The 23,011-nt window shown below is 66.2% G+C and carries 17 protein-coding genes and 1 pseudogene; 11 read left to right on the plus strand and 7 right to left on the minus strand.

The features are described from left to right. Positions 1–23: 23 nt before the first annotated feature. On the plus strand, positions 24–4,394 hold the full coding sequence (locus FJ386_02940) for an amylo-alpha-1,6-glucosidase (protein MBM3875659.1): 4,371 nt from the start codon (positions 24–26) through the stop codon (positions 4,392–4,394). On the opposite strand, the gene dacB is transcribed toward FJ386_02940, so the two are convergent. Then, entirely contained in the window at positions 4,375–6,039 is a 1,665-nt protein-coding gene (dacB, locus tag FJ386_02945; GenBank protein MBM3875660.1) for a D-alanyl-D-alanine carboxypeptidase/D-alanyl-D-alanine-endopeptidase, read from the minus strand. The two genes, FJ386_02940 and dacB, sit on opposite strands and share 20 nt — an antisense overlap. Between dacB and FJ386_02950 the strand changes: the two genes are divergently transcribed. Then, positions 6,014–6,511, plus strand: coding sequence for a tetratricopeptide repeat protein (locus tag FJ386_02950; GenBank protein MBM3875661.1), 498 nt, complete (start codon positions 6,014–6,016; stop codon positions 6,509–6,511). The two genes, dacB and FJ386_02950, sit on opposite strands and share 26 nt — an antisense overlap. Here FJ386_02950 and FJ386_02955 read toward each other — a convergent pair. Continuing rightward, positions 6,485–7,717: an RsmB/NOP family class I SAM-dependent RNA methyltransferase gene (locus FJ386_02955; GenBank protein MBM3875662.1), complete on the minus strand. Its 1,233-nt coding sequence runs from the start codon at positions 7,715–7,717 to the stop codon at positions 6,485–6,487. The two genes, FJ386_02950 and FJ386_02955, sit on opposite strands and share 27 nt — an antisense overlap. A 36-nt stretch (positions 7,718–7,753) precedes the next feature. Beyond that, a complete protein-coding gene (gene lpdA / locus FJ386_02960; GenBank protein MBM3875663.1) occupies positions 7,754–9,175 on the minus strand; it encodes a dihydrolipoyl dehydrogenase in 1,422 nt (473 codons plus the stop codon). Here lpdA and FJ386_02965 point away from each other — a divergent pair. The 3 genes from FJ386_02965 (at position 9,112) to FJ386_02975 (ending at position 10,992) form a co-directional block, all read left to right on the plus strand. Next, positions 9,112–9,948: a lipoate--protein ligase family protein gene (locus tag FJ386_02965; protein MBM3875664.1), complete on the plus strand. Its 837-nt coding sequence runs from the start codon at positions 9,112–9,114 to the stop codon at positions 9,946–9,948. The two genes, lpdA and FJ386_02965, sit on opposite strands and share 64 nt — an antisense overlap. A 120-nt stretch (positions 9,949–10,068) precedes the next feature. Further along, positions 10,069–10,410 carry an ApaG domain gene (locus tag FJ386_02970; protein MBM3875665.1) on the plus strand — a complete coding sequence of 114 codons (342 nt, stop codon included), beginning with the start codon at positions 10,069–10,071 and terminating at the stop codon, positions 10,408–10,410. A gap of 51 nt (positions 10,411–10,461) precedes the next feature. Further along, complete coding sequence (locus FJ386_02975) at positions 10,462–10,992, plus strand: hypothetical protein (protein ID MBM3875666.1); 531 nt, start codon at positions 10,462–10,464, stop codon at positions 10,990–10,992. Positions 10,993–11,016: 24 nt separating this feature from the next. Here the strand turns inward: FJ386_02975 and FJ386_02980 are convergent, their stop codons facing one another. After that, positions 11,017–12,048, minus strand: a complete 1,032-nt coding sequence (locus FJ386_02980; GenBank protein ID MBM3875667.1) for a sugar phosphate isomerase/epimerase — start codon at positions 12,046–12,048, stop codon at positions 11,017–11,019. 169 nt (positions 12,049–12,217) lie between these two features. Between FJ386_02980 and FJ386_02985 the strand changes: the two genes are divergently transcribed. The 3 genes from FJ386_02985 to FJ386_02995 all read left to right on the plus strand — a co-directional run bounded on the left by FJ386_02985 (position 12,218) and on the right by FJ386_02995 (position 14,314). Then, on the plus strand, positions 12,218–12,610 hold the full coding sequence (locus tag FJ386_02985) for a hypothetical protein (protein ID MBM3875668.1): 393 nt from the start codon (positions 12,218–12,220) through the stop codon (positions 12,608–12,610). Between the two features lie 430 nt (positions 12,611–13,040). Continuing rightward, positions 13,041–13,316, plus strand: coding sequence for a hypothetical protein (locus FJ386_02990; protein ID MBM3875669.1), 276 nt, complete (start codon positions 13,041–13,043; stop codon positions 13,314–13,316). A 17-nt stretch (positions 13,317–13,333) separates the two neighbouring features. Further along, positions 13,334–14,314 (plus strand): prepilin-type N-terminal cleavage/methylation domain-containing protein, encoded by a 981-nt coding sequence (locus tag FJ386_02995; GenBank protein MBM3875670.1) that lies wholly within the window; start codon positions 13,334–13,336, stop codon positions 14,312–14,314. Positions 14,315–14,380: 66 nt separating this feature from the next. On the opposite strand, the gene FJ386_03000 is transcribed toward FJ386_02995, so the two are convergent. From FJ386_03000 to FJ386_03010, 3 genes are all read right to left on the minus strand, one after another. Then, the gene (locus FJ386_03000) at positions 14,381–15,262 is read right to left on the minus strand and encodes an HAD family hydrolase (GenBank protein MBM3875671.1); all 882 of its coding nucleotides are present in this window, start codon (positions 15,260–15,262) and stop codon (positions 14,381–14,383) included. A 306-nt stretch (positions 15,263–15,568) separates the two neighbouring features. Further along, positions 15,569–16,714, minus strand: a complete 1,146-nt coding sequence (locus tag FJ386_03005) for a deoxyguanosinetriphosphate triphosphohydrolase (GenBank protein MBM3875672.1) — start codon at positions 16,712–16,714, stop codon at positions 15,569–15,571. Between the two features lie 53 nt (positions 16,715–16,767). Then, positions 16,768–18,003 (minus strand): 4-hydroxy-3-methylbut-2-enyl diphosphate reductase, encoded by a 1,236-nt coding sequence (locus FJ386_03010; protein ID MBM3875673.1) that lies wholly within the window; start codon positions 18,001–18,003, stop codon positions 16,768–16,770. 153 nt (positions 18,004–18,156) lie between these two features. Between FJ386_03010 and FJ386_03015 the strand changes: the two are divergent. The 3 genes and pseudogenes from FJ386_03015 to FJ386_03025 all read left to right on the plus strand — a co-directional run bounded on the left by FJ386_03015 (position 18,157) and on the right by FJ386_03025 (position 23,003). After that, a pseudogene (locus tag FJ386_03015) lies at positions 18,157–19,359 on the plus strand (DUF1549 domain-containing protein). An 84-nt stretch (positions 19,360–19,443) separates the two neighbouring features. Continuing rightward, positions 19,444–21,552: a DUF1553 domain-containing protein gene (locus FJ386_03020; protein ID MBM3875674.1), complete on the plus strand. Its 2,109-nt coding sequence runs from the start codon at positions 19,444–19,446 to the stop codon at positions 21,550–21,552. Then, positions 21,552–23,003, plus strand: a complete 1,452-nt coding sequence (locus FJ386_03025) for a DUF1501 domain-containing protein (GenBank protein MBM3875675.1) — start codon at positions 21,552–21,554, stop codon at positions 23,001–23,003. Before FJ386_03020 ends, FJ386_03025 begins: the two co-directional genes overlap by 1 nt. Positions 23,004–23,011 lie beyond the last annotated feature (8 nt).

A 23,011-nucleotide genomic window follows, 5' to 3' on the forward strand; every position in this document is an offset into this window, starting at 1 on the left:
GAGGGCAACCGGATTCCCCATCCATGTCGCCTCTCTCGATGACCCCGCCGCCCGGCGGGCGCCTGCTGCGCTTCGTCGGCGACACGGTGCGGTTCGCGCTGCGGCCGGCGTCGTCGCAGCAATCGCCCGGGCGCGGCTGGTCCGCGCGACTCCGCACCGACCTTGGGCGCGCGGACCTCGTGCGCCGTGAAATCGTTGACGCGAACTTCAAGAAAATCCCGCTTGCGGGCGCGTGCTGGCGCGACGTGCCGATGCGCTGGGCCGACGGCGCGTGGTCGCTCGAACTGACGCTCGCCGAAGTCGGCTGGTTCAAGGCCAAGGCTTACGCGCTCGACCCGCGCGGCTGGCAGCACTGGCCCGACGGCCCCGACGCAGGCGTCACCGTTCATCCCGACTGGAGCCGCAGCGCGAACACCATCTACTGCGCGTTCGCGCGCATGTTCGGCGCGGGCAAAACCGCCGCGACCGCGTGGGACGATGAGCGCGAGGCTGAGTTCAAGAAACTCGATGCGCAGGGGTTCACGGTCATCCCGCCCTCCGGCACGTTGCGGGACCTCGCGCGCGAGCTGCCGCACATCTTCGGCACGCTCGGCTGCCGGATTCTCCATCTGCTGCCGGTCAATCCCACGCCCACGACGATGGCGAAGTTCGGCAGGTTCGGCAGTCCCTACGCGGCGCTCGACCTCACGGGCATTGACCCCGCGCTCGTCGAGTTCGACAGGCGCACGACGGCCACCGGGCAGTTCCGCGAACTCGCCGACGGCGTTCACGAGCGCGGCGGACGGCTCTTCCTCGACATCGTGATCAACCACACCGGCTGGGGCTCGCGCGTGCAGGAGGCGCATCCCGAATGGTTCCTGCGCGATGCGAAGGGGAGCTTCGTTTCGCCCGGCGCATGGGGCGTCACGTGGGAAGACCTTACCGAACTCGAGCACGTCCACCCCGGTTTGTGGGTCGAGCTTGCCGATGTCTTCCTCACGTGGTGCCGGCGCGGCGTGGATGGCTTCCGTTGCGACGCCGGCTACAAGGTCCCCATGCCTGCGTGGCAGTTCATCACCGCGCGCGTGCGGCAGGAATTCCCCGACACGGTATTCTTGCTCGAAGGGCTCGGCGGCGGGTGGGCCGAGACCGAATCGCTTCTCACCGACGGCGGCATGCAGTGGGCCTACAGCGAACTGTTCCAGGAAAACACAGCGCTTCAAGTGCAGGGCTACCTCGACCACGCGCTCAAGCAATCCTCGCGCGTCGGGGTGCTTGTCCACTACAGCGAGACGCACGACAACGCACGCCTCGCCGCGAAGGGCCGCGCGTGGTCGCTCTTCCGCAACCGCCTCAGCGCTCTCACGAGCGTCAGCGGCGGCTACGGCTTCACGTGTGGCGTGGAGTGGCTCGCGACGGAGAAAGTTCGCGTCCACGGCAGCACCGGCATGAACTGGGGCGCGACCGACAACATCACCGCGGAACTCGCCGCGCTGACTGCGCTGCTCGCGGAACACCCGTGCTTTCTCGATGGCGCGCGGCTCACTCGCGTGAGCCCGGCCGGCTCGCCGGTCTTCGGCCTTGTCCGGCAGTCCGCCGACAACAAGGACGTCGTGCTCGTGCTCGCGAACACGGACGCAGACAAGCCGCACCCCGTCACCCTCGACCTGCGCGACGCAGGTTTTCCCGGCAGCGCCGGCCTCGGTGCGCGACGGCTCACCGATTTGCTCGGCCAGGTCGCGCCGCGCCCGCAGTCCACCGGCGACGGCCATTTCACGTTCACCGTCGCTCCGCTCGAATGCCACTGCCTCGCTCTGGACCCGATGCCGCTCGGCCTCACCGGTTCCGCTTACCGCCGCGCCCGCGCGCAGGCCGCGTGGGGACTCGCCGCGCTCGCGCGGGCGATGCCCGCCGAGAGCATCGGCACATTTGACTGGCGGCAAGTGGCCGCCGTCGTGGACCGCTCGGCCGCCGACTGGCTGGCTTCAGTCAGCCTGGGAAAACCCGGCGCTTCCGCGGCAGGCTACGCCCCGGTTGTCACGTGGCGCGCATCCGATCGATCGCGGGTGCTGCTCGTGCCGCCTCATCACTGGCTGCTTGTCGAGGCCACCGTGAGCTTCCGGGCGACGCTCCTCCGTGGCGACAAGCCCGAGCACGCCGCCTCCATCGCCACCGCCGCCGGACACGTCGCCAGCTTCGGCCCGTCCGACTTTGCCGGTGATGCCGAGTTGCGCGTGCAACCATTCGGCGGAACGTCGCAGGCAACGGGCGGCGCGATTCGATACCTCGCCTCCGCGCCGGCCATTCCGCAATCCGCGATCCGCAATCCGCAATCGTCACTTGTTCTCCTCACCAACGGCCGCGGCGGCATGGCGCGCCTGTGCGTGGATCCCGGCAACATCCACTCCAAATACGACTGCGTGCTCGGCGCAAACCTGAACGCGTCCGTGCCCGTGGACCGCCATGTCTTCGTAAAGCGCCTGCGTCTGTGGTGCAACGCAGACGGCTTCATCACGCCCTTGAACGGCGGGAACCTGGTCGCGTTCGAAGCCGGCCCTCGATCCCGGTGGCAGTTCGTGGCAAATGCCGGTGACGGCCGTGCGGCTGGCATCGAGCTCAGCGTCGAGATGTTGAACCAGCGGAACACCGTCGTGGTGCGTCTCGCCCGCACCGGTGTGCCCGGGGGACTCGGCCGCGAACTGCCCGCGAGCGCCGACGTGCGGCTGACGGCGCGTTTCGACATCGAGGACCGCAACTTCCACTGGGAGACGAAACGCAACAGCGCCGCGGAGCATCACTTCTCGAGCCGCTGCCAGGTCGAACATCGCACCGGCGCGCACGAGCACACGAGGGTGCTGCTGGCGGGCGAAGTCCCCTCCGCGTCCGCGGCCGATGCGCCCATCGCCAGCGGCTTCAGCTTCACGCCGGCGCGTGACCGGCAATTGCGCATCACGGCCAACGCCGGCGTGTATCACGCCGCGCCCGAATGGAGCGAAGGCATTCCGCACCCGGTCGAAGGGTCGCGCGGCATGGCGGCGGGCGGCGATGCGTGGAGCCCGGGCTGGTTTGAACTGCCGCTGGCACCGGGGCGGCCCATCACAATCCTCGTCACCGCGGAGGCTGAGGAACAGGTGACCGATTCGCCTTTCGAACGGGCGTTGGGCACGGTGAGATCCGATCCGGGCGTATCAACCTTTGAGCGCACCCTCATCGACGCCGCGAGCGCGTTCGTGGTGCGGCGCGGTGACGGCAAGACGGTCATTGCGGGCTATCCGTGGTTCCTCGACTGGGGACGCGACACGCTCATCGCCGCGCGCGGCCTGCTCGCGGGCAGATTCACCGGAGAGGTGCGGGACATCCTGCTCACGTTCGCGCGGTTCGAGGCGAACGGCACGCTGCCCAACGCCATCTATGGCGACAACGCCAGCAACCGCGACACCGTGGACGCGCCTCTGTGGTTCGCGCTCGCGTGCGAGGAATTCGCGGCGTCGGAACCGGCATTCCTCACAGCGGTGGTGGATTCGCGCGGGCGCGCCCTCGCGGACGTGCTTCGCAGCATCGCGGAGAATTACCTGCGCGGCACGCCGAACGGCATTCGCGTGGACGCGGAGTCCGCACTCGTGTGGAGCCCGGGCCACTTCACGTGGATGGACACAAACTTCCCCGCGGGCACGCCGCGCGAAGGCTACGCGGTGGAGATTCAGGCGCTGTGGATCCGGTTGCTCCGGTTGCTCGACCGGCTCGGATCGAAGCCCGCAGAGGAGCCGTGGACGGAACTTGCCGCGCGCGCGGAACGCTCGCTGACCGAACACTTCTGGCTCGATGAAGAGGGCTGGTTTGCGGACGTGCTCATCGGCAAGGCTGGCGTTCCTGCGAAGTCCGCCGTGCGCGACCCCGCGCTGCGAAGCAACATGCTCTTCACCGTCAGCCTCGGATTCGTCACGGGCGAACGCGCCCGGCGCTGTGTCGCGGCTGCGGCGCGCCACCTCATTGTGCCCGGCGCGCTGCGTTCGCTCGCGCCGCTGCCCGTGTCGCCACCGCTCGAGATCCGCGCGGGAGACGGCCGCTTGCTCAACGACCCGGCCAATCCATATTGGGGCCGCTACGAGGGCGACGAGGACACGCGCCGCAAGCCCGCGTATCACAACGGGACGGCGTGGTGCTGGACGTTCCCCACGTTTTGCGAGGCACTCGCTTGCGCATACGATGGTTCGCCCGAGGCCGTTGCCGCCGCGCGGGCGTATCTCGGCAGCGTGGACCGCCTGCTCGCGGAAGGCTGCCTCGGTCACCTGCCCGAAATCTGCGACGGCGACGCGCCGCACGCCCAACGCGGCTGCGACGCGCAGGCGTGGAGCGTGACGGAAGCGCTGAGGGTGTGGCGGATGTTGAACGCGGCTACTCCGCCCGCCCGTTGAATCCTGCGAGCATCGCCACGATCGCGTCCACTTCGTTGCGGCCGGAGGACTTCGGATCGGGATTCGAGTAGGCGTTGAGCATGATGCTGAAGACGAGTCGCTCGCGCGCGGCGCTGGTCACGTAGCCGGAGATCGTGTTCACGAAGGCGAGCGTGCCGGTCTTGGCGAGCGCGTTCTTCTCGGCGGGCGTGCCCTTCAATCGCGAGCGAAGCGTGCCGTCCACTCCGGCAATGGGCAGCGAGTCGCGGAAGACTTGCGCGTGCCGGTGCCGGGCCATGTGCTGAAGCAGCTGCACGGTGGCGTTCGGTGTCACGAGCGCCGTGCGCGACAGACCCGAGCCTTCCTGCAAGTGAACGTCGTCGGGCCGGATGCCGGCCTCGGTGAGAAACTTCTGCAACTCGGCCAGTCCGAGGGAACCCGTGTTGCGAGCGGCTTGTGACGCCGTGCGCGACCTTTCGCCGACTTGCAGGAGCAACAGGTGCGCGTAGAGGTTTTGCGAGGGCTTCATCATCTTCGGCAGCATCTCGGACAACGGCCGCGAGTCGACGGCCGCAACCTCGACGAGCTTTGCCGTGTCGGGCGGCGAGGCGGGTCGGTCGAGCCAGTTCACGGAACGCACCTTGCCGTGGACCGGGATGCCGCGCTTCGCCAGCGCGTCGCGCAGTTGGGTGACGAACCAGAGCGCGGGATTGTGGACGGCCACGGCATCGGTGACACCGGCGTCTTTCAGCGGCACCGAGCCGGTGATGTGGACGCGGTTCTCGCCGACGGGCCGGTAGATGTCCACGCGGCGCGCGCCGTTGGTTGCGACGGTCGCGACGTGGCTGATGAAATTGAGGAAGGCGGTCGCGGGCTTCACGACGAGCTGCGCCGGGTCGCCGATGGTCGCGCCGGGCTTGAAGAGGAGGTCCACGACGTTGTCCTCGTGCGTGAGCGCGGAGACCTCGGCGCCGTAGTAGTATTGGAGGTCGTCCCACGTCCAGCCGTCGCCGAGGGGCGGACCGCGGAAGTAACTCTCGTCACCCACGAGGTCGCCGGCGAGGCGCTTGATCCCCGCGGCGGCGAGGGCGTTGATGAGTGGTTCGAGCGACTTCGAGTCATCGCCGCCGTTGAAGCGCGACGCCATCGAGGGGTCGCCGCGTCCGAAGATGACGAGGTCACCCGCGATCGTGCCGTTCGCATCCGGGCGCGACGCGGCGAAGCACGAGGTGCGGATGCGGCAGTCCGGGCCGAGCCGGTCAAGCGCGAGCGCGCCGGAGTAGAGCTTGGCGTTGCTGGCGGGCTTGAGCAGCTTGTGGGCGTCGCGCTCGAACAGGACTTTGCCGGAGTCGAGCGAGACGACCTTGATGCCGAGCGAGGCGGCGGCGAAGCGCGGTTCGGTCACGTGGGCGGCGAGTCGCCGCTGGAGCACCTCAAGCGAGTCGGGCGCGCGGAGGGCCGGGGCTTGCGGCTGCTGCGCGGCGCCGGCGAACACGGTGAGGCTCAAGAAGAGCAGGGCGGGTGAGGCGTTCATGCAGCGTGGCGATTTAGCCACGGCAGGCAGCGGCGTGTCGAGGCTGTGAGGGCTCGTGCGTAAGAATCTTTTTGCCAAGGGAGCACTGCGACTTGAGGATTGCGGTGTGGAAGTCATCGGCCCTCCGGACATTCATCATCTGAACGCTGCGGCTGGCTGGCTCGGCCTGGGCGCGCCCGCGGATGCCGCGGAGGAACTCGACCGCATCCACCCGGGGTTGCAGGGTCATCCCGACGTGCTGGCGGTGCGCTGGCAGTTGTTCGCCACGCAGAAGCGGTGGGAGGAGGCGTTGCAGGTCGCGCGCAATCTCGTGGACGCAAGCCCGATGTCCTCGTGCGGCTGGGTGGACCAGAGTTTTGCCCTGCACGAGTTGCGGCGCACGGCGGAGGCGCGGGAGAAGCTGATGCTCGTCTCGGAGCGTTTTCACGATGTGCTCGTGATTCCTTACAACCTCGCGTGTTATTGCTGCCAGCTGGGAGATGAGTCGGAGGCGCGCGCGTGGTTGCACCGGGCGGTGCAGGTCGGCGGCCGCGACGAAGTGCGGACGATGGCGCTCGCGGACCCGGACCTGGAGCCACTATGGGGCTGGATCCGGAAGTGGTGACGGCGGCGGTTCGTCCTGCGTCGGGGCAACAGGTTCCGCAGCTTTTGGCTCTGCGTCCGCCGCCGGATCATCATGGGACTTTCGGCGCCATGCGGTGACGAACATGGCGTTGCCGCCGGTGTCCTTCGGCCAAAGCGTCCATCGCGGGGAGGGCGGGGCGATCTCGATGAAAGGGTTGGGCAACGGCAGCGGCTCGAACTCCGGGTGTGCCTGCTCGAACGCGTCGCATATGGCCTTGGTTTCGTCGCGCGTGATGGTGCACACCGCGTAGATGAGTTTGCCCCCGGGCTTCACCGTAGGGGCGGCGTGCCGGAGAAGCTTCGATTGCACGGCCGCCAGTTCGGCGACGTCGCCCGGTTTGCATGTCCAGCGCGCATGCGGATTCCGATGCCATGTGCCGAGGCCCGTGCAGGGCGCGTCGAGGAGCACGCCGTCGAATTGGGCCTTGGTAGGAAGCCTGGCGGAGCCGTCCCAAACTTCGGCGCGATAATTAAACGCCTGCGCGCGAGCGGCGCGCGTTTTCAGCGAGTCGAGACGCCAAGGCGCGCGATCGGAAGCCCAGATGAGCCCCTGATTCTGCATCAGGCTGGCGAGATGGAGGGTCTTCCCGCCTTCACCGGCGCAGGCGTCCCACCACGTCTCGCCGGGTTTGGGTTCACACATCACGCTCACGGCTTGGGAGGCGATGTCCTGGATTTCGAACTCCCCCGCCTCAAATTCCGGGCGGGCGTAGAGATCTTTGTTGCCGAAGTATTCCACCGCGTCCGGCAACGCCCGGATGCGCGCGGACTTGGCGTCGATGAGTGTCTTGATGAGCCGGCGAGCCGTGCCCGCGCGCGCGCGGAGCCACAGGCGCGGTTCCCTCTGGATGGCGCGCAGCCAGTCCGGCCTGAATTCAACGTGAGCCGCGACCCACTTGGGCATCGCCTTCTTCGCGAGGACCTCGGCCGAAAAGAGGAACTGGTTGCGGGAAAACTTCTCTGCAAACTCAAGGGCAACCTCCACCCGCGCCTCGATGGGAGCCTCGCGAGGCAGGAATCCCTTCCAGCGATAATAGGCGAAGACGGCACGGCTGATGACGCGGCGGTCGCCCTTGGTGATGACCTTGTCGGCCTTCAAGGCCTCGCGCAGGACGCCGTCGGTGGGCCGATCCTGGGATGAGCCGCGGATGACGTCGGCCGCGAAGTTGACGAGAAAGGGTTCCATGACCGTGGGTCGCGTCGAATTGCAAACTCGCGCGAATCAACCCGCGCGCTTCCTGGCGATGGTGTGAGTCGAGTGGCCCCAAAACGCCTCGGCGGATTCCATCAGCGTCTCCGACAGCGTCGGGTGCGGATGCACGCAGCGGCCGAGGTCGCGAGCCGTGGCACCCATCTCAACGGCGAGGACGCCCTCGGCGATCAGTTCGCCCGCGCCGTGCCCGGCAATGCCGACGCCGAGCACCCGCTGGGTCTTCGGTTCGAGAATCAGTTTGGTCAAGCCATCGGGGCGATCCATCGCCTGCGCGCGACCGCTGGCACCCCACTGGAATCGGGTCACTTCGACCGCGATGCCGCGCTGCGCGGCCTCGGCTTCGGTCAGGCCGCACCACGCAACTTCCGGGTCCGTGAACACGACCGCCGGGATCACGGGTGCGCGAGTCGGAGCCGGGGGAGGACCGGTGAGGCATTCGACTGCGACTCGCGCTTCATGCGCGGCCTTGTGCGCGAGGAGGACGCCGCCCGCGGCGTCGCCGATGGCGAAGATGTTTGGGCTGGAAGTCCGCTGGCTGGCATCGACTGAGATGAACCGATTGGCGTCGGTCGTGACGCCCGCGGCTTCGAGTCCGATGTCATTCGTGTTTGGCGCCCGGCCGACCGCCACAAGCACGCGTTCGTAGCGTTCCTCGGTTGGCTTGCCGTCAAACTCCATTGCCACACGGATTGTGTCAGACTCCACCGTGAGTGATGTGACGCGCGCCTTGAGGCGCACTTCCTGGAGGTGCTTCCGTGCCCACGAGAGGACCAGCCGCGAGAGGTCGGCGTCCGCCCCGCCGAGAATGGAGCCGAGCGCCTCGGCGACCACGATGCGCGAGCCGAGCAGGGCGAACACGGTGGCCAGTTCCATGCCAATGTAACCGCCGCCGATCACCAGCAACCGCGCTGGAATGTCAGGGACTTCCAGGGCTTCAGTCGAAGTCATCACGCGCGGACTCCCAATGTCGAAAAGGGCGGGCAGCGCGGGCCGGGAACCGGTCGCGATGATCGCGTGTTGAAAGCGGACGGTCTGCTCGCCCGATGCCGTCTGGACGACGATTGTCTGCGAACCGGTGAATCGTCCCGTGCCGGTGACGACCTGCACGCCGCGAGCCTTCGCGAGTTGCGCAATGCCTGCGCCGAGCTTCGTCAGCACGGATTCCTTCCAGGCACGGAGCCGCACAAGGTCCACTTGCGGCGCGCCGAAATTGATCCCGCGATGAGCCGACTCGCGCGCCGTCGTGATGGCATGCGTGGCGTGGAGCAGCGCCTTGGACGGAATGCACCCGGCGTTGAGGCACACGCCGCCCAGGCGCGGCGAGGACTCCACGATCACGACGCGCCGTCCGAGGTCCGCCGCGTGGAATGCCGCGGCGTAACCTCCCGGCCCGGCGCCGAGCACTGCGATTTCCGTTTGGATGGGGTCCATTGATGTTGCTCCCGACTGCGCGCGGCACTATACGGGGCGGGACTTGCGCCTCAATGAAATACCTCGACCTCACGCTGCCAACACCGGCTGAGAACCTCGCGTGCGACGAAGTCCTGCTCGAACTCTGCGAGCAATCGCCCCGGCTCGAAGTGCTCCGCGTCTGGGAGCCGGCGCAGGTCTTCGTCGTCCTCGGATGCGGGAACAAGGCTGCCGCGGAGGCCGACCTCCCGGCGTGTGGGCGCCTCGACGTGCCCGTGCTGCGCCGCTCGAGCGGCGGCGGCGCTGTCGTCCTGGGGCCGGGTTGTCTGAGTTTCGCCCTCGTCCTCCAATCGGAAGGCCATCGCCCACTGTCGCGGGTGACAACCACCGCTTCGTTCGTCCTCGACCGCACGCTCGCGGCGATCCGCCCGTTGCTCGCAGGCGCCGCTCATTGCCGGGGGACCGGCGATCTCGCAACGGGCGAGTTGAAATTCGCCGGCACGGCGCAGCGCCGGCTGCGACGGTGCGTGCTCGTTCACGGCGTGATGCTGCTGGGGTTCAAACTGCAACTGATGAATCAACTGCTGCGGCACCCATCGCGCGAGCCCGCATATCGGCGGGGCAGGGGACACCTGGATTTTGTCGCCAACGTCCCGATGGTGGCATCCGACGTGAAGCACGCGCTGCGGGCGGCTTGGGGCGCGGGCGGACAGTTCGGCGCGGTTCCCGGCGAGCGCATCCGCCAATCCGTCGCCGCGCGTTACGGGCGCGACGAGTGGAACTTCAGGCATTGACGGACTTTTCTTGGCGGCGCGGAGTGCCCGGGATACGCTGAGCCTGTGAGTCAACACGACGGATTCCACAAGCTCCCGGGCCTGCGCGTCACGGTGGACCGCATCGCCTACTCACCGCACATCCCCGGGCGGCCCGAGCAGCCGCATTGCTTCGTCTATTACATCAGCATCCACAACGATGCGGACATCGCGGTGACCATCAAGGCCCGCAAGTGGGTCGTGAAAGATGACGAAGGCGGCGTGCTCGTGGTGGAGGGCGACGGTGTGGTGGGGCAGACGCCAACCATCGAGCCGGGCAGCAAGTTCAGCTACCAGAGCCGCCATCTGCTCAAAGCCCAGACGGGCGAAGCCGAGGGCAGCTACATCGGCTTGGATGCGCTTGGCCGGCGAGTGCTCGTGCGCATTCCGCGATTCCGGATGACCGTCCCGCACGAGGCGAAGGGCGGGGCGCAGTGGGCGTGAGCCGCCTGACACGGTGTCGCACTCCGTCTGGCCCAATCACATCGATGCATCATGAAGACTGAGTCCCTCCACATCGGCATGAAAGTCCGGCACCCGGGTCACGGCGCGGGCACTGTCGTCGCCATCACAACGCAAGCCGCGACGATCTGCTTTGACTCGGGCGAACACACCATTGCGCCGGAAGCGAGCGGACTCGAGCCTGCTGAAGCGCAGGCCGGCGTCACGGGGCTGACGGTTCCGCTTGCTCAAGTCATCCGCGAGACGGTTGAAGCGCTCGCCACGAAGCTCGCCATCGAACGCCCGGGGGTCGTCGTCGAGCAACTCGGCGCGCGCTGGCGCGACGGCAAGTTTGTGCTGCACCCTTCCGACCCTTCGTTGGCGACCAAGGAAGTGCCGCTGGAGGTTTTCTTCCACAAGGTCGTGATGATGCGCAACCAGCTCCGCGTGATGGAGCAGAAGATCAACGCGCACCCCGGGTTGAGCGACGCCGACAAGGTGGACCTCCAGCAGCACCTGACCAAATGCTACGGCTCAATGACGACGTTCAACTTGCTGTTCAAGGAAAAGACGGATCAGTTTTGAACCGGGCGCAGTTCGTAGCCCGCGTCAGGCTTTTCTTCCCAGCATCCGATCGAGCGAATCACTCGTCTGCCAGATGAGCGCCTCCGGGTAGTGGATGTAGGGGTGGAAATACTCAAAGGTCACGAACCCGCGGTAGTTGAGCCGGTCGAGTTCGTCGATGACCGCGGGCCAGTTGGTCGTGCCGTCGAGCAAGGGGCGAAACGTCTCCAGCGAGTAGTCGGTGCCCTTCTTCGTGAATTCCTTGAAGTGGATGTTTTTCGTCCGCTTGCCGAGCACGGGGACCCAATGCTCCGCGTTTTGAAACATCGAGATGTTGCCGGTGTCGAAGTGCACGCGCACGCGTTCGTTGCCAAAGTGGTCCACGAACGCGTTCATCTCCATCGGCGTCATGAGGTAGCCGTTGAAGAAAATGTTCTCAATGTTCAGGAAGACCTTCTGGCGCGCGGCGGTCCGGGCGAGCTGGGCGATGGCTTCCTTTGCGCGCTGGTCGCAAATGTCGTTGCGCACAGGCTCGTGGTCGTTGCGCCACGGGATGTGCACGGCGCCGGGCACGACGAGGACGTTCTCGACTTCCATGTCGCTTGCGCACTGCGCGATCCTGCCGGCGAGTTCAAGGCCGCGCGCGCGTTTCGCCGGCTCGTTGCTCGTGAGCGGATACGGCCAAAAGAGAAACGAGCACAACCCGCTGATCTGGATGCCGATCTTGTCGGCGAGCTTCCGGATGGCGACGAACTCTTTCGTGCCGCCCTTCGGCGAGAGGTCGTTGTCGAGGTCGTAGTTTAGTTCGATGCCGTCGAAGCCCGCGTCCTTCGCGAGTTGCAGGCACTCCTGCAAGTTCATCCGCTCGGGGTAGGGAAAGGCCCAGAGGTTGATGGATTTCTTGATGTCGTAACGCTTGAGGGCGCCCCGGCGGATGTCGGGTTTCGCCGGAGCCGCGGCCTCGACAGGCGACATCCCGCAGGCGAGCGCCGACGCTCCCGCGGTGACGACCGCCGCCCGCATCGCGTCGCGTCGCGTGATGCAGGTTCGCGCCGTCGGCTCGAATGCGTTTGGCATCGGGATGGAAGGGCAGGGCATGGGGGCGGGACCGTTCGGGGTGTTCACAGTGCTGTGAATGCCACGAAGCGCTGCGGGTCGCAAGTTGGGAATGCCGTCCGCAAGCGGGTCTGCACCGGCGGTCGAAACCGGGCTTGGCAGCCGTGCCACGCCCTGCCAGTCTTGGGGCATGAAGATGTCATGGCTGTCAGCCGCGATGCTGGTCGGTGGCCTGTTCGCCGGATGCACGAAGAGAGAAGCAGCGCCTCCTGCGCCGCCGCTTCAGATCAAGGCCGCACCGCCCGTTGCAGCCCCCAAAGTGGAACCCGCCAGTATTCAACCGCCGACGCCGGCGCAACCCCCGCCCGAAGTTCCAGCGTCCCCGGCAAAAACCGAGGCGCCCTTCGACGCCAAGGCCGCCGCCCAGCAGCAGCAACAGTTCAACGACATCAACAAGATTCTGGCGGACTTGAGCTCGAGCGATCCCGCGGCGCAATCACGCGCGCGCGGAGCCATCCAGCGGCTCACCCCCGCGCAGCGCCAGGAATTTGAGAAGCTGCGAAAGCTCTACTTGGGGAAGTGATGTTTCAAACGAGGCCAACGGGCTGAGCAGGCAATCGGCGGCCTCGAAGTCGCTTCCGCGAGAGTTGAGTTTGAGAGGCGCCGTTCGAGGCGAAGCGGCTTTCGCGCCCGTGTGGCGTTGCCTGCGCCTTTGATTTGACAGGCCAAGCGGCATCTGGTCGACTGTCCTCACCCAGGAAACTGGAGAGTTGATCATGAGCGCTCGCGGACTTTGTCATGCAATGGCCCTTCTGGCTTTGGCCGGATGCAGCCGGGAGCCAAAGGCTCAAAGCACGAACCCTGCTGTCGTTGCGCCACCGCCGCCCGCCGTTCGACCGGTCACGGTGGCATCTCCAACTCCGCCTGCACCTTCAGGCGCTCCGGCGCCCGTTGGGGCGAATGCTCCCGGCGCTCCCTCCTCGCCGGCAGCGGTTCAGACCGGTGGGTTTGTCGTGGAACCGCAGAAGAAAACCTTTGTTGCCATCGGTTTGGGGTCGATGCGCCGCCCTCAAAAGGGCCCGACGCCTTCAGCCGAAGAATCGCTGGCGCTGTTGAACGATGCCCTCAAGGCTCACTTGGCCACCGGCAATCCGCTGCCGGCGAGGATTGAGGAACTTGTGAGTTCGGGTTTGATTCAAAGCGTCCCCAAGGCGCCGATTGGGAAGCGGTTCGAGATCGATGCCGCCTCGAAGGAAGTCCGGCTGACGAGCGCCGGTTCGGCGCCCTAACGAGATCAGGAGCAAACATGAAATCAAACACACGACCGCAGAACACTGGCGAATGCGCGAGGGCCGGTTTCACCCTGATCGAATTGCTGGTCGTGATCGCCATCATCGCGATTCTGGCTGCGATGCTGTTGCCGGCGCTTGCCGGAGCCAAAGAGCGCGCCAATGCCACCAAGTGCATGGCCAACCTGAAACAGGCCGCCCTCGCCAACCTCCTTTACGCCGAGGAAAACGACGACCGACTCACGTTTGGCGCCTGCCATTCCAGCGCGAACACGGCGTGGTCCTGGGATGACATGGTGGCCTCGTATCTGGGAGTGCGATACACGCAACAGGAGTTTGACAGCAACATCGCCACCAACGCGCCGGCCATGCTGGCGTGTCCGTCGGACAAAGTGCCTCGTTCCACAACGTGGACATCGCGCGGGGGCAAGGTGCGGACCTACGCGATGCCCATGCACAACATGCGGATCCTTGTCATCAACGGGGTGCAGTTTCCTTCTGCGGCCGATTGGCCGCCTGGAGCCAACAACACTTGCGGCATCGGGATCTATTGGGAGATCGGCGGCAACGGCTTCCCGGACCTCATCCGGCCGAACGTGAATTGGAACGCGGCCGACCCCAAGCCCACGACATCGCCCAAAGCCCAGCCCGCATACCGCCTCGGAACCCTTAACCGCCCCGACGACATCATCATGCTCACCGAACTCGTCTCAGCGGAGAACGTCGCCGGAAGCGCCTCGTCCCAGAATATCCCGGGCTACGGCCTGCTTGCGGCCACAAGTGTGGTGGACTCGCCGCTGGAACAACTCGACATCAACCAGCCCACGCCGACAATCGTCGGTTCCTACACGGGCCGCTACAAGTTTCACGCCAACGGAAAGTTCCAATACGTGATGCTCGATGGCCACGCGGAGCGGCAGTTGCCCGAGGACACACTTGGACGGAGCCGCGACATCCGGAGGCAGACCGGAAAGTGGACACCGACCGTGACGGACTGACGGTGCGTGGCCGGAGGTTGCCGCCCTCGGCCGTCCGCGGAGTGCGCGTTCCCCCCGGCGCGGTGCTCAAGCCCAGGCCGGATTCTCCGGCAGGCAGGCATCGAAATCCCGCACCAACTTCGCCTCGTAGTTTCCTGCGTAGGTGCCGTCGAAGAACCGGTCCAGCGCCTCGGCATGAAGCCGTTCCCACGATGCCTCCTCGGCGCCGGGGTTGATCGGAAAGAACAACGCGCCATTCTTCTTTGCCGCGTTGAAGTCGCCCGGCGCGTCGCCAATCATCAGCACCTTCGCGGGATCATACTTCCCGACCGCGGCGAACTTGATGTGCTCGGTCTTGGTGCCCATCTCCTGTCCCGCGATGATCCTCACGAACCCGCTCAACCCGTGCTCGGCCCACTCGCGTTCCAGCGCGGGCGTGGGCGTCTGCGAGATGCACATTGCATCCGCCTGCGACTGGATGCGCTGCAAACACTCGCGCACCAGCGGGAACGGCGGCACCCCGTGCACGATGTCCTCGATGGACCGGTTCACCGCGTCGCTCCAAACCTTGACCGGCGCCAGTCCGGCGTTGCCGCGCGCGACCTCGGCATTCAGCGTGGCGTTGCCGAGCTTCGATTCTCGGGCGATCCACTCGTCCAGCGCGGTCGTCGCGGCCACCGCCACACCGCGGGCCTTCACCTGGGGACGCTCGCGAAGCAGATTGAGCGCGCGCACGAGCGCGGGGAATCGGTTCGCCCCGCGTGTCTTCGAGTAAAGGTTCACAAAGTCCCAGCACTCGCGCGCATACTTGCTCACGGCCTGCAGCTTGAAGTGCTTCACAAACATCGGCGTGAAGCACTCCTTGTGCTTGATCTCCATGCTGTCGAAGATGCAGCCGTCGGAATCAATGCCGACGAAGTGGGCGTGACCCGGCTTGAAGTCGCGTAGGATTTGCGCGGGATCCGTCATCGAAGGGTCTCCGGTCTCGGACGTTCAGTTTCGATTGTTCCGGCGGTTCAACGCCGGCGAAGCGCCCGGAGTGTTTGCAAACGACCTGCGAGCGTCAAGTTGAAGTCTTCAACCGTGCGCGTCCATCGGTGCGCGGGAACCCGGTCCGAAGATTCGCCGGAGGGCGTTGCCCATGGATGGTTTCCACGACATCGGAGCAAGCGGCGCCCCGGTCGGCGCTCGACCTTGACGCCGGGCTTCGCCAGCGAGGGTGAAGGCCGGCGAGGCAGCGGGACGGACGGGGCGAGGCAGGGCAGGTTCGTCCGTTCAGGCGCCAAGCAGCCTCGCGTGTTCTTCCATCGCATAGCGGTCCGTCATGCCGGCGACGTAGTCGCAGACGACGCGGTGCAGGCCGTCCTTGCGGATGCGTTTGCGGGCTTGTTCGCCGAGTTCCGCGGGCCGCTTCAAGTAGGTGTGAAAGAGGTCTTCGAGCATCTTCACGGCGCGCACGTTGGGTTCGTGGACGACGGGGTTGAAGTAGAGGTTTTCGTAGAGATACTCGCGCAGGTCGAGGTTCAGCTTGCGGCGCTCGGCGCTGTATTGCACGAGCGGCCGCGGTTGAAGGCGCACATCGTCGGCGGAGTTCACGCCCACGGCGCGGAGGCGTTCCATGGTCGTGGCCACTACGTCGCTCACCTGCCTGTCAATCAGGCAGCGGATGATGAAGTAGCGGCGTGACTCGTCCGCGAGCGCGCCGTGGACGCGCCTGACCGCGCGGTCGGCGAGGGACCACAGCTTCACGTCGCCTCGAAGCTGCTTCTCGCTGAGCAGGTCGGACTCAAGCCCGTCGTCGAGGTCGTGGCTGTAGTAGGCGATTTCATCGGCGAGGTTGGCGACCTGCGCTTCGAGGGACGAGGACCTGGCCTCGAACCCCGGTCGTTGGCTCGGATGGTCGAAGGCGGTGTAGTGCTTCACGAGCCCTTCGCGCGCCTCCCACGTGAGGTTCAGCCCGCGAAAAGCGGGATATTTCTGCTCGAGTTCCTCGACGATGCGCAGGCTCTGCCGGTTGTGCTCGAAGCCGCCGTGGGACTTCATGAGCGTGTTGAGCGCCTGCTCGCCGGAGTGGCCGAAAGGCGAGTGTCCGAGGTCGTGCGCGAGCGCGATGGTCTCCGCCAGGTCCTCGTTGAGGCGCAGCGCACGCGCGATGTTGCGGGAGATCGCGGCGACTTCTATTGTGTGCGTGAGGCGAGTGCGGAGGTGGTCGCCGGTGCCGTTGAGGAAGACCTGCGTCTTGTATTCGAGCCGGCGGAAGGCGCGCGAGTGGATGACGCGGTCGCGGTCGCGCTGGTATTCAGTGCGCCACTCGGGCGGGGCTTCCTTGAACTTTCTCCCGCGCGTGTCGGAGCTGAACTGCGCGAAGGGCGCGAGCGTGCGGCGTTCGCGAAGTTCGAGTTCGGCGCCGGTGCAGGGCATGGAGGAGGGGAATGCGGAGTGCGGAACGGCTCGGATGCGCCTCATGGATGCGCTCAATTCGCCAGCACGTCCTGCACGGAGATTCCGCGCAGATCGAGCAGGCGCTTGATGGCGTCCTCGATGAGGTTGTTCGGGCAGCTCGCGCCGGCGGTGATGCCGATGGTGATGGGGCTGGAGGGCAGCCAGTGGCGCGTTTCCTCCTCGACGTGGGTGTGCTGGTTCCAATGCCGGATGAGCGCGGCGGATTCCATCTTGGCGGCGTTCTTGATGAAATACGTGGGGAGGACTTTCTCGCCCATCTCGGCGAGGTGTGATGTGTTCGACGAGTTGTAGCCGCCGATGACAAGCAGCAGGTCGAGTTTCTCGCGCAGGAGTTTGCCGAGCGCGTCCTGGCGGTCCTGCGTCGCGCCACAGATGGTGTCGAAGAAGCGGAAGTGGTCATTGATGCTCGCGGCGCCGTGCTTCTTCTCCATCGCCGAGCGAAAGCGCCGCTGCACTTCCTCCGTCTCGCCGCGGAGCATCGTGGTCTGGTTGGCGACGCCGACGGCGATGAGGTGCTCGTCCGGGTCGAAACCCGCCGAGTGAGCGCCTTTGAACTTTTCGAGGAACTCGGCCTTGTCGCCGCCGCGCAGGATGTAGTCGCAGACGTAGTCGGTTTCTTCGAGGTTGAACACGACGAGGTAGTGGCCGCTGCCGTAAGCCGTGGCCTGCGACGTGGTGGCCTTCGTCTCCTCGTGCTTCGCCTTGCCGTGGATGATGCTGGTGACGCTCTCCTTGGAGTATTGGCGGACGCGTTTCCACACGGACATCACGTCCCCGCAGGTGGTGTCCACGAGCAGGCAGCCCTTTTCCTCAAGCCGGCGTCGCGTGAGGACTTCGGTGCCGAACGCGGGGATGATCACCACGTCATCGCGCTGAAGCATGGCCATCTCCTCCTCGGTGGGCTTGTTGGAAATGGTGCGGATGCCGAGGTTGCGAATCTGGTCGTTGACCTCGGGGTTGTGGATGATTTCGCCGAGCAGGAAGATGGGCTTGTCCGCCGCGAAGGACTTGCGCGCGGCATAAGCGAGGTCAATCGCCCGCTCGACGCCGTAGCAGAAGCCGAATTCCTTCGCGAGCATGATGGTCAATCCCTCGGCGCGGATGACGTGTCCCTGCGCGCGGAGATGCTCGACGAGCTGGCTGCGGTAATGCGACTCGACCTGCGCCTGCACGGCGGTCATCACCTCCGGGCGGCGGAGGTTGATCTTCTGCGGTGGTGCGTGTCGGGGTGCGGCGAGCGTTGACATGACGAGGGTGAAGATAACAGCGCAAGGCGGAGCGTCGAGGCTTGATTGAGGGGATGGGGCGCCGGCGGTTGCTGCGAAGTTCAGCGGCGGGCGGCTCTGCCAGGCGAATCTTCCGTTTTCACGGCGCGTCAGGATCTGTTAAATTCAGCGCGCATGACGATGAGTCACGGAACCACATCACCGATCCTCGCACGAGCAACCCTGGTCATGCTGACGCTCGGACTTGCCCCGGACTGCTCGATCGCCCATGCAGGCTCCGACGAGTTTTTCGAGAAGCGCATCCGTCCGCTTCTGGTCGAGAAGTGCTTCAAGTGCCACAGCGCGGAGTCCGAGAAACTCAAGGGCGGGTTGCGGCTCGACTCGCGCGAGGCGATGCTGAAGGGAGGCGACACCGGTCCCGCGGTGGTGCCGGGCGAGCCCGCGCGGAGCCTGCTCATCAAGGCCGTGAGCTACGAGCACACGGACTTGCAGATGCCGCCCAAGGCGAAGCTGCCCGCGCGGGAACTCTCCGACCTCGCCTCGTGGGTGACGTCTGGCGCGCCGTGGCCGGCCGCGAAACCAGCCATGGGCGCGGGCGCGTCCGCGAAGAAGGACGGGTTCGATTTGCAAAAGCGCCGCGCCTCGCACTGGGCCTGGCAGCCCGTTCGCGCGACTGCCCTGCCGAAGGTGAAGCAACGCGACTGGCCGGCGACGACTGTGGACCAGTTTGTCCTTGCGAAACTCGAGGCCGCGAATCTCAAACCGGCAACGTCCGCCGGGGCGCGGGCGTTGATCCGGCGACTCTCCTTTGATCTCGTCGGCTTGCCGCCGACGCCGGCTCAGGCGGAGGCATTCGCAGCCAGCACCGGCGGGACGGACAGGCCCAACAAGCCCTACGAGTCCGTCGTGGATGAACTGCTCGCATCGCCCGCTTTCGGCGAGCGATGGGCGCGGCACTGGCTCGATCTTGTGCGCTATGCCGAGACGCGCGGGCACGAGTTCGAGCCGATCATTCCGAACGCATGGCAGTATCGCGACTACGTCATCCGCGCGCTGAATGCCGACGTTCCCTACGACCGGTTCGTGACGGAGCACATCGCCGGCGACCTTGTGCCGCAACCGCGGCTGAACCCCGGGAATGGGGCGAACGAATCACTGCTCGGCACGGGCTTCTGGTTTCTCGGCGAAGAAGTCCACTCGCCGGTGGACATCCGGCAGGACGAATGCGATCGCCTGGACAACCGCGTGGACGTGATGACCAAGACCTTCCTCGGCCTCACCGTGAGTTGCGCCCGCTGCCACGATCACAAATTCGACGCCATCTCGCAGCGCGACTACTACGCGCTCGTCGGATTCCTCATCAGCAGCAACTACCGGCAGGCGCGGTTTGAGACGATCGAGCACCATCGCGCCATCGCGCACGAACTCGACAAGCTCCGCACATCCGAATCGCCACGACTGATGACCGAACTTGCGGTCGCGCTCCGGCCCGCGGCGGAAAGCGCCGCCCAAAACCTCCTCGCCGTCCGGCGGGCGGCGCCGGCGGAAAGGGAGGCGGGCAACACGTGGCCCCGCGAACTCTCGGCCGCGAAGTCCGACCGCGCGCATCCGTTGCATGCGTTCGCCGCGCTGCCGCCGGGCGCGGACGATCCGTCGCGCTTTAGATCGGAGGCCGCCACGTTCTTGCAGTCGTTCACAAATCGGCCGGGAGCCGCATCGGGGCCCGAAGACGGGATTATCGCCGACTTCACCCGCGTGGCGGCGCAGGATTGGTTTCAGGATGGATTCTCGTTCGGGCTCCGCCCGGCCCGTGCCGGCGAATTGCGATTCGGAGCGGATGGAGTCCAGCCTCTTCTCGGCGTGTTGACACATGCGGGCGCGTGGCGTGATGAGGCGTGGAAGCAGCTGAAAGTGACAGCGACTGAACGTGACGACGCGAAGCTCGGGCAGTGGGACCGCAGCGAGCAGACGCTTCGCACGCCCGAGTTCACGCTCACGGGCGGGAGACTTTGGTATCTGGTGAAGGGGCCGGGCCGCGCCTACTCGCCGGTGGATTCGCACCTCATCGTGCACGGCCCGCTCCACGGGGCGACGCTCAAGGAATGGAAGACAGGCGCGACAGAATGGCAATGGGTCGAGCACCGGCTCGATGCCTACAAAGGCCACCGGGCCCACGTCGAGTTTAGCCCTGTCGGGACGAACGACCTCGCCATCGCGATGGTGTTGCAGCAGGAGTCGCAGCCGTCAGCGCCGGGGACGAATCCCCTTGTCGCCTCCCTGCTCGCCGATGCCGCGTGCGATTCGGCGACGGCGCTCGCCAACGGGCTGCAAGCCTTGTTCCTTCGCGCGCTCGGCCGCATGGAATCCAGCGCGCTCGCAACCGATCCCGAGGCCGCCGCACTCGCACCTTTTGCCGACCTGCTCGTTCGGAATGTTCACTCGTTTTGCCCCGTCGGTTCTGCCCGACGGACCCGGCTCGACGCCGCGCTCAGACCTTTCGCCACCCGCCAGGCGGAATTGGCGAAATCGATCAAACCGAACTCGGCCACCGCACCGGCGATCATGGATGGCAACGGCGTGAGTGAATTCCTGCTCGTTCGCGGCCAGCCAAGGACGCCCGCCGCGCCCGTGCCGCGCCGGTTCCTTGAAGCCATCGCGGGCGCGAGGCAGCCCGATTACGGCGCGGGCAGCGGCCGCTTGCAGCTCGCCCAACAAATCACCGACCCTTCGAATCCGCTCACGGCGCGCGTGATCGTGAATCGCGTCTGGCATCACCTCTTCGGGCGCGGCATCGTCCCGACCGTGGACAACTTCGGCGCGCTCGGCCAGGCGCCCTCGCACCCGGAGTTGCTCGACCACCTCGCGGACCGATTCGTCACGGTGCATCGCTGGTCGCTCAAGCAACTCATCCGCGAACTCGTCCTTTCGCGCGCTTATCAAATGTCCAGCGAACCGGTTGACGCGCGAGCTGAAGCTGCGGACCCGGCGAATGCCCTGCTCCACCGCGCAAACTTGAGGCGCCTCGAAGCCGAAGTCATCCGCGATTCGATACTCGCGGTCTCGGGCCGCCTCGATCCAAAGCAGGGCGGGCCGAGCGTGCCGGTCCACCTGACTGCCTTCATGGAAGGACGCGGCAGGCCAGCCCAGAGCGGCCCACCCGACGGCGATGGTCGCCGCAGCATCTACATTGCAGTGCGCCGGAATTTCCTCTCGCCGATGATGCTCGCCTTCGACGCGCCCATTCCGTTCACCACCATCGGCCGGCGCAATGTTTCGAACGTGCCCGCGCAGGCGCTCATCTTGATGAACGACCCGTTCGTGGTGCAGCAGGCGCAAGTGTGGGCGAAGCGTGTCCTCGCCGCGCCGACGGCTTCGACGGCGGAGCGGGTGCGCGGCATTTACCTCGCAGCGTTCGCGCGCCTGCCGACCGTTTCGGAACTCGGCGACTCGCTCGCATTCGTCGAGGCGCAGTCCAGATCATACGAGCCCGGCGCAACCGGCGAGCAGAAGGCGTGGGCCGACCTCTGCCACGTGATGTTCAACGCGAAGGAGTTCATTTTCTTGAACTGATGCATCACTGCCACCGCTACCTCCGAACTCCGCTGTCAAGACGCGAGATGCTCGCGCAGTGCGCGAATGGCTTTGGCGCGCTCGCGTTCACCGCGCTCCTGGCCGAAACCGCGCGCGGCGGCGCGGATTTGACCAGCCTTCCGTCCACCGCGCCGAGCGGAGCGCCCGGGCCGCGCCGTCCGCACTTTCCGGCGCGCGCGCGGAGCGTGATCTTCCTTTACATGGACGGGGGGCCGTCGCAGGTGGAGACCTTTGACCCGAAGCCGAGGCTCACGAAGGAGGACGGCCAGCCTTTCGGGATGAAGATGGAGCCGACGCAGTTCAACAACAACGGCACCACGCTCGGCTCGCTGTGGGCATTCCAGCAGCATGGCCGCAGCGGCATTCCGGTCAGCAGTCTGTTTCCGCACGTCGCGCAATGCGTGGACGAGCTCGCGGTGGTCCGCTCGATGACGAGCAACTTTTCGGAGCACACGAACGCGAATTACTTTCTCCACACGGGCAGCGGCCTGCAGGGCCGGCCGAGCATGGGCGCGTGGGTCGGCTACGGGTTGGGCACGGAAAGCGCCGACCTGCCGGGCTTCGTCGTGCTCAACGGCGGGCTCATCCCTCCGGGCGGCCTCGACAACTTCAACAGCGGATTCCTGCCCGCGTCGTTCCAAGGGTCGGTGTTCAAGGCCGGGGAGAATCCCGTCGCGAACATCCGCCCGACCGAGCCGGGCGCGACGTTGCAGCAGAACAAACTCTCGTTGCTCAACCGCCTCGACCGCGCGCTCGTCGCGCGAACGGGGAGGCACGACGCGCTCGAAAGCGCCATCGCAAACTATGAACTTGCCGGACGCATGCAGACCGCCGTGCCCGCCCTCATGGAATTGCGTGGCGAGAGCGACGCGACGCGCGAACTTTACGGCCTCACCTCGCGCGTGGAGCAGACCCGCACGTTCGGCGCGCAATGCCTGCTTGCGCGGCGGATGGTCGAGCGCGGCGTGCGCTTCATCGAACTCACGTGTCCGAACGGGGCGGGCGACCGATGGGACCAGCACGGTGACTTGAAGAACGGCCACGAAAAGAACGCGCTGTTCGTCGATCAGGGGATCGCCGGGCTTTTGAAGGATTTGAAATCATGCGGCCTGCTTGACTCGACGCTAGTCGTGTGGGCGGGCGAGTTTGGTCGCACGCCCTTCGCACAGGGCAAGAACGGGCGCGACCACAATCCCTACGGCTTCACCATCTGGCTCGCGGGCGGCGGGATCAAGGGCGGCACCATCCACGGCGCGACGGATGACTACGGCTACAAGGCCGTCGAAAACCGCGTGGCCATCCACGACCTGCACGCGACGATGCTGCACCTGCTCGGCCTCGATCACACTCGCGTGACCTTCCGTTTCAGCGGGCGAGACATGCGGTTGACGGACGTGCACGGCGAGGTGGTGCGGGAAATCCTCGCGTAGCGGCTGGC

Source organism: Verrucomicrobiota bacterium, from assembly GCA_016871675.1.
GTDB lineage: Bacteria > Verrucomicrobiota > Verrucomicrobiia > Limisphaerales > VHCN01 > VHCN01.